Origin of the sequence: Terrabacter terrae (genome assembly GCF_039529575.1) — a bacterium.
GTDB classification, from domain to species: domain Bacteria; phylum Actinomycetota; class Actinomycetes; order Actinomycetales; family Dermatophilaceae; genus Terrabacter; species Terrabacter terrae.
The window spans coordinates 1-6690 of the sequence record NZ_BAAANB010000114.1 but is presented as its reverse complement, the minus strand read 5'-3'; the positions used below and the strand labels follow the sequence as shown (position 1 = coordinate 6690).

5 protein-coding genes are annotated in these 6690 nt (G+C 62.3%); 2 read left to right on the top strand and 3 right to left on the bottom strand.

Annotated features, from left to right (window positions below; translation table 11 throughout):
• Window positions 1-80: 80 nt before the first annotated feature.
• Window positions 81-1898 carry an ATP-dependent nuclease gene (locus ABD194_RS19670; protein WP_343994653.1) on the bottom strand — a complete coding sequence of 606 codons (1818 nt, stop codon included), beginning with the start codon at window positions 1896-1898 and terminating at the stop codon, window positions 81-83.
• A 917-nt stretch (window positions 1899-2815) separates the two neighbouring features.
• Between ABD194_RS19670 and ABD194_RS19665 the strand changes: the two genes are divergently transcribed.
• On the top strand, window positions 2816-4066 hold the full coding sequence (locus tag ABD194_RS19665) for an AlbA family DNA-binding domain-containing protein (RefSeq protein ID WP_343994651.1): 1251 nt from the start codon (window positions 2816-2818) through the stop codon (window positions 4064-4066).
• Between the two features lie 124 nt (window positions 4067-4190).
• Here ABD194_RS19665 and ABD194_RS19660 read toward each other — a convergent pair whose 3' ends face one another.
• Both ABD194_RS19660 and ABD194_RS19655 read right to left on the bottom strand, forming a co-directional pair.
• Complete coding sequence (locus ABD194_RS19660) at window positions 4191-5207, bottom strand: LAPAL motif-containing putative phage structural protein (protein ID WP_343994649.1); 1017 nt, start codon at window positions 5205-5207, stop codon at window positions 4191-4193.
• A 54-nt stretch (window positions 5208-5261) separates the two neighbouring features.
• A complete protein-coding gene (locus ABD194_RS19655; protein WP_343994646.1) occupies window positions 5262-5825 on the bottom strand; it encodes a hypothetical protein in 564 nt (187 codons plus the stop codon).
• A 103-nt stretch (window positions 5826-5928) separates the two neighbouring features.
• Here ABD194_RS19655 and ABD194_RS19650 point away from each other — a divergent pair.
• Window positions 5929-6690, top strand: a 762-nt coding sequence (locus ABD194_RS19650; RefSeq protein WP_343994644.1) for a nuclease-related domain-containing protein, incomplete at its 3' end; no start/stop codon positions are given.

Here is a 6690-nt window from a genome sequence, read left to right as displayed (position 1 = left end):
CACGATGGAGCCCCAGTTCGAGCAATCGGTGTGCCGAGATCCCGCGTAAAGGACGGATTTGAGCTGCCAGGAGAGCTGAGTCAGAGCGGCGCACGCTTATGCGTTTTCACTATCTCGTCGAGCCACGCCTGCAGCGGCTTGATGGCGCGATGCTGTCCCGATCCGGAACTGAGGTGTTGTCTCAGCAGAGCAGACGGCAGGTGGGGCTTCGCCTTCCCACTCTTCTTCCGGTCGGAGTTCCACCCCTTCGCCCCGAGCCACGAGGCCATCGACTCTCGGCCTTCTTTGCCCGTCGCGAACTCATCCGCCGTCGTCTTGCTGACCTCCCCCGTCTCGTCAGGACCGAGCATTCTTGCCAACCGCTTCTGCCCGACCGTGTCAAGGAGTAAGCCCTCGAGATCAGAACTCAGAATGAAGGCGTCCCAAGCCCGAAGCTTGTCGTTGAGCTCCTTCTGGTGCTCCAGAGCCGCCGTCAGAGTGCTCACAGCACGATCCGCAGACTCACGCAGGTCGTTAAGAAGAGTCAGCGTCGGCTTCGGGTCCTTCGCTTTCAAGATTTCGAGGAGCGCCCGCTTTCCGTCGCCGTTCTTGTGCATGCCATCCTTATCGGTGAGGATATAGGCGCGAACTCCGAAGAGCTGGGCGAGCCTCAGCAGATGAGTGATGGTAGTGATCCCAGATGCCTCAATCACTGCGATGCCCAGCGCATAATGCCCGCCAGCTCCTCCCGTGATCCTCTCCAGCAGGTAATCGATGAGCAACTTGTCGCCGTGGCCCTCGACCAGGATCACCGAACTCGCAAACACCAACTCGCTGTTGGTTGCATCGCAGTAGCGCGTTAGTCGGCCCTCCTCGTCAACCGCCAGGTCGGGCTTGCGAGCGGTGTACGTCATCCCTTCTGGGCTAAGCGGAAGCCGGGCGATACGGCTGACTGAGAACGAGTCCACGAGCACCGGGCTGTGCGTCGTCACCAGGAGTTGTGCCTCCTTCGAGATGTCTCTCAAGATCTTGGCCATGGCCCGCTGTGTCTGCGGGTGAAGGAATGCCTCAGGCTCCTCGATAGCGAAGATGACGTTCGCGCCCGACTGCCTGCTCTTCGCAGAGACATATCGGAGGATGCCGAGCACCAGTGCGGACTGGAACCCGGTGCCTCGCTCGGCAATTGACACCACTACGTCGTCATGGCTCGTGATCACCGCTTGCCGCAGCATTCCCCGCAAGGCGTGTTGAGGCGCTGGCAGCTCAACGCCCAGAACTGGCTCTTGGAAGGGCAGTTCGGTGGCAACCGAGTTGACCGACTCGCTCAGAACCTCTCGCACAAGGTCTTCAACCGGCCTGATTGCTTTTGCGAAGTCCTTCTGAAGCTGTGTGGAGCGGGAGCTGCCAGAGCGGACGAGTACGCCTTCCAGCGTGTCGTGGAGGCGCTCCAGGGACTGATCGCTATCGGCGACCCCGGCCCCACTCACCCGGACTGACGGGATCTTCACAAAGCTGAAGGACTGCAGTACACGGTTGTACACCTCGTGCAAGCGAGCGGAGTCTCCTCGCCCGCGGTAGCTGATTTGACCTTTCCGCGTGCATGCGAGCTCGACTGTCAGCGAACCGTCTCGGGCTGTCACGTCTGCGAACTCGGCAGCTTCAGCGTCGTCCAGCCCGTCGAAGCGAACCTTGATGCTCGACATCATCCGCGCGCCACCCGAGACGTAGTAGTCGTGCAGCGGCTTCAGCCGTTGCATGTCGTCGGATGAGGGATCAGAGAAGAAGGTCTCGAGCACCGTGACCAGTGAAGACTTGCCCGCATTGTTAGGACCGGCTATGAGCTGGAGGTCTGGCGCCATCTCAACACGAAGCCTCCGGAAGCCCAGGAGACGCTCTACTTCGACACACTGCACGTACACCCTGACAACCTACGGTTACGAGCCGACGAATCGGGGCAAATCGCCGAGGCCTAAGGGACCAGTCTCGTCCTACAACCGCCCAACCCTACGACCGCCCACAATGGCTGCACATCCTTTGCAGCTAGCAAGGACTCCTGCGTAGATCAACCTCAGCCCCGACCTGCCACTCCGTCGCCTCCGATGGACGTCCTCGCTCCCCCGAGCAGTCAAGGCGCCTTGGTCCGACGACGCGGTGCAGCACTGCCGGCCGTCCGGGCGGTGTACGCATCCGACTGCTCGCGGTGATTGGGAAATCTCAGACGTGCAAGGGCAACGGCCCGACACCTGGAAATTCGGATGCCGAAGTCGCGCGGTCGTTAGGGTGATGTCCATGCGCTACGACGGTCAAGGATTCGTGCACCCGCTAGAGGGCGACCTGCCTTGGCTCGATGATGTGCACGTCGTCATCTCGGACGAGGACGCCGCGGCATTCTTCACTCGCCGCCGCCATGCATGGCGCGGAAGTATTGAAAGTGAGTCAAGGGACCTGATGACTTTCTTTGGTGATGCGGGAGAGTTCCTACTCGGCATTTCGGGCTATCGCCCGACGGTGGCGCGCGTAGAGTCATTCGACCGCGGGTGCTCGCGCGCAAGTAGTCGGGGACGAACGGTGGGCTGTGGCCCCCAAGGACGAGTGAGCAACGGCCTTCGACACGCACTAACACATTGGGCGGCCTAAGCGCGTCGCGACATCGCCGCGCCTCTTCGCCGCAAGGGGGCGAAGCCAGCCATACGGTCCCGTTCTGCGGCGACCGCACCGTGTCCTATGCCTCTCGACGAGGCTGCTCGCCTGGGCGCGACGCCAGGAGCGAGGTGGTTCGTGAGATTCTTGGCACGTGGTTGCATCGTGGTCTCTGTTCACTGCTCCAGAGGAGCGCATGTCCGAGGACCTCGTACGCGAGTTCCTCGCTGCTCAATCATCGAACGGGGCTGTTCGTGAGAGCGTGACCCTGGAACTCAAGCGCAGCCTGAACAGAACCAACGTCGTTAAGGCGATCGCGGCCATGGCGAACACCGACGGTGGGCTTGTCATCGTTGGGGTTGACGAGGATGACCCCGCTGTCGGACCAGCCGCGGGGGTCCCCCAAGACAAGACTCGGCTGGCGATCGCAGACCAGTGCAGGACCATGTTCACACCCGCGTTCGTCCCCGAGATCTATGAAATCCCATTATCAAGTTCGTCAACGGGGGGAGTGATTCTGGTCATCCGGGTCGAACGTCTGCCAGATCTACGACCCGTCGTGCTAAATGGCGTTGTTTACAAGCGTTCCCCCGGGGCATCCGTGCCAGCTACGCACGACGACATCCTGAACCTGGTCCGTCGAACACCAACTTCGGCGGTCGGGAGCACTCCCGTCATGGCCCTGTCGTCGTTCAGTCCCACGCCAAGGGCCTGGACCGTAGGGTCAACGCATCCTGACGCGATTATTCGCACTGTTGGTGCCCTTTGGCGACGGCAGGGTGCGAGTCCAATGAGGCTGGGAACCGTGATTCGTCAGGCTCTCTTGCGGACCGTCGAGCAGTCGGCGCTAGTTCATGGCCTCCATGCAGGTCCCAGTCGGAACGGCGCGTCGCCCAAGGCAGCCACGAAGGAGCAGACCTCCACGTACTTCGAGTCCCAGTTCGCCTTCTCTGACGGCGAATTCGATCACCGACTCCAGTTCCGGAGCCAGATTCAGGGTCCGAGGGTGACATTCACGCTGGATCTCGAGGTCCGCAATCAACCCGTCAGCCTTGTATCGCCGAGAATTCAGACGCCAAACGCCCCGACTCTATACCGAACAGAGTTGGCGGCTTTGCTTTTGGAGCAGGTCGAGCTTGTCGCACTCGCGCTCCCGACTACGCTGGCGGATGTGGGTGTCGATGGCATCTTGAGGGTCGATCCGCCCGTGTCGTGGGTGATGACGGACCCTCTGCCGATAGTCGAAGTTCTGGATCTTCGCGATGCCTCGCGTGCGGGTGGGATTAGCGCGTCCTCATACTGTTTCCAAGCATCTCAAGAGTTCACGGATAAGGACGCAGTGAGGGGAGAACTGCGCCAGTGGCTGGAAGAATTCTACCTGGACCTCGGATGCGAACACGAGAGCGAGCTCGCGGAAAGGGACCTGACGTCACGGCCCTTTGTGTGACCGGGCCAGAGCCCCCTTTGTATCAGGCATCCGGCGGCTTCATGCCTCCGAGACAAGGTGCGCCCTTTCGCCGCGAAACCTCGAGGCTGATCGACAAGGGTGGCGACGCGACTGATCAGGCTAATCAGTCTTGCAAGGGCAAGCGTGCCTGGTGCGGCGCACGGCGATGTTCCAGGACATGAGTGATGGAATGCTCCACCCGGATGCCCCCCTCTGCGGTTGCGAATTGACGTTCCCGGAGCATGCATCGCAACTGATCGTTAGCCGAGAACGACTCCTCGGAGTCTGCGACTTTCAGAGCAAAATCTATGTCCGTCATTGCTGCCCAGAATGTGGACGCGCCATCGGTCACGTGCCACTTACGTTCGTGGTCGAAGGCGACTTTCTTGAGCCGAAGCACAACCTCGCGCTCGGTGTCTGTCAGAAGTGAGTCCTCGGCCGCTGGGATCTCCAGCAAGTGAAGGTCGGGTGGCTCAATAGTGACCACAGGCTGCGCGGTTGTAGGAGCTTCGAGCTTGAGTCGGTTGATATCGTCCTGGCGGTTGAGCGGCTCCGCGAGACGCTGAACCGCACGGCGCATGTCCATGCTGTCGGCCAACCCGGCGGCCTCCGCGACGGTGCGGAGCTTCGTGCCGTCCGGCCACTCGATCTCGATCTCGCCCGGCCCCAGTCGGGCGACCCGCTTCTCGCGCCCATGGCGCGCACGCTTGACCATCCACGACACGCCGCCGAGCACCGGCACGACAATGCTTAGCCCGGTGGCGGTAGCGATCGGTCCACTGGTGTTGAGCCAGTCGGCGAGCGGCTCGAAGTGCTGGAGGATCTCGTCCGGCGTGGTGATGAGCAAATGAACGACGAAGGAGCCCTCCGAGGTGGCGATCACTCTGACCGCCGGAACGACGCCCTCACGCCCTAGCTCTAGGTGCGCGGTGACGAACAAATCAGCGACCGCAATCAACGCGGGGGCCAGTTCGCGCACGTCGATTGTGTGGGCCTCTAGGCCCGGTCCGTCATAGGACAGATTGATTGCTTCAGTCGCCACTCTGCGGATCCCCGTCTCGATTGACCGCAGCATGACATCAATGGCGCCCACTTCCGAGGAAATGAGCCTTTCGGCCAGTGCGAGCGTCGCTGAAAGCATGGAGCGTCACTCCGCCGCCAACCCAGCTGGGCCATTAGCCGCGTGCTGGCCAGGTCACGCGTCCCCAGGAACCTTGAGGACGATCGATCCCTCGTAGATTCCCCGTAAGCGTGCAGATACGAGGTTTTGAGCCTCATCCGCTGACGAACCGAGGCCGCGGAACAGGCGTTCTGCTTCAGTGACGCTTATGTCGGCTGCGACCCCGAGCCTTGCGACGTCGGATCGTAATTTACTTATGGCTGTGCGGGTCGACTCCTCTAGGTTTCGAGCTTCCAGCCGAGCCAGTTCGCGATTCGCTTCGAACAGTTCGTCGCTGATGTCGGGTGGGAGCTGGAAATTGACATACCGGTCGGTGCCGGCCTGCTTGGCTGACATGACGTCGAAGTGGTGCGCTCGTCCGGACGCGCGAGCCAGCCTCGCGATCGCATCACCGCTTGCCTGAAGCGTCTCCAATTCGAAGGTACGACGCTCTTCTAGCAATCGGGCTCGCTGCGCTGCCGCCCGCTCCGCGTCAGCCCTCTTGGCGGCACGGCTGTCGCGAGTGGATTCCGCCCAGAACGCGAGGATGGAACCGAGCACAAGCGTGACAACGGGGAGGACAGCGTTCCACCAGTTCATGACCATCATTGTGGCCCGCCGCCCTGCCAACGATGAGTGGGTCCCATCGCCGCAATTCCCCAAACCCGCACACTCGGGTCGCTTGAGCAGGCATCCTCATGTCGTGTTGTCTGCAGAGATTTCGTGGCGCCAAGAACCAGGAATCAACCGCGCCTACGTCTGGTTCAGCGACGGCACCATAGTTGGCTACCGTGACCTCGACACCGGAGACGATCACCCGACTTCGCCGGACTACACCCAGCTGATCAACCACGTTGTCTCCGACTGGCTCCGCACGCACGGCATCAGTTGCGCTGGGGCCGGGGGCGAGCCGACGCCGCCCGAACTACCCGCCGGTCGCGGGCTACTCGGCTGGTTCGACCGGCGCTGTGCGCGACGGCAGCACAGGCGGGCCGTTGCAGCCTACCGAGAATGGCGACTGGACCATCCTGCCTGGAAGGCGCCGGTGGATCCTCCCCAGGCGGGCTGGCGTGACCTCGTCAGGAACGACCCCGGACAACTTGTCTGGCAGCACGCCGCCGAGTTGCCCTCAGCGCGGTGGTTCGACCTCGCCGCCAGGCGAGAAGCCCGTGCCTGGACCCTGGGCGCCCGTGGAGAGGAGACGGTCGCTGCGGAACTGTGGCGCATCTCCCGCCCGGGAGCGTGGCGCTACGTCCACTCGGTCCCCGTGGGGGCCAAAGGTTCGGACATCGATCATGTCCTCGTGGGTCCAGGAGGCGTCTTCACCCTCAACACCAAGGCGCACCCGGGCGCCCGGATCTGGGTCGGCGAGAACACCTTCATGGTGAACGGACACAAGCAGCCGTATCTGCGCAACTCACGGCACGAGGCAGCCCGCGCCAGCCGACTGCTGACCTCCGCAACG

Excerpts from the sequence above, each read along its gene's own strand:
- ABD194_RS19655 (WP_343994646.1), bottom strand. The coding sequence starts at position 5,825 with ATGAACTGGTGGAACGCTGTCCTCCCCGTTGTCACGCTTGTGCTCGGT.
- ABD194_RS19665 (WP_343994651.1), top strand. The coding sequence starts at position 2,816 with ATGTCCGAGGACCTCGTACGCGAGTTCCTCGCTGCTCAATCATCGAAC.
- ABD194_RS19660 (WP_343994649.1), bottom strand. The coding sequence starts at position 5,207 with ATGCTTTCAGCGACGCTCGCACTGGCCGAAAGGCTCATTTCCTCGGAA.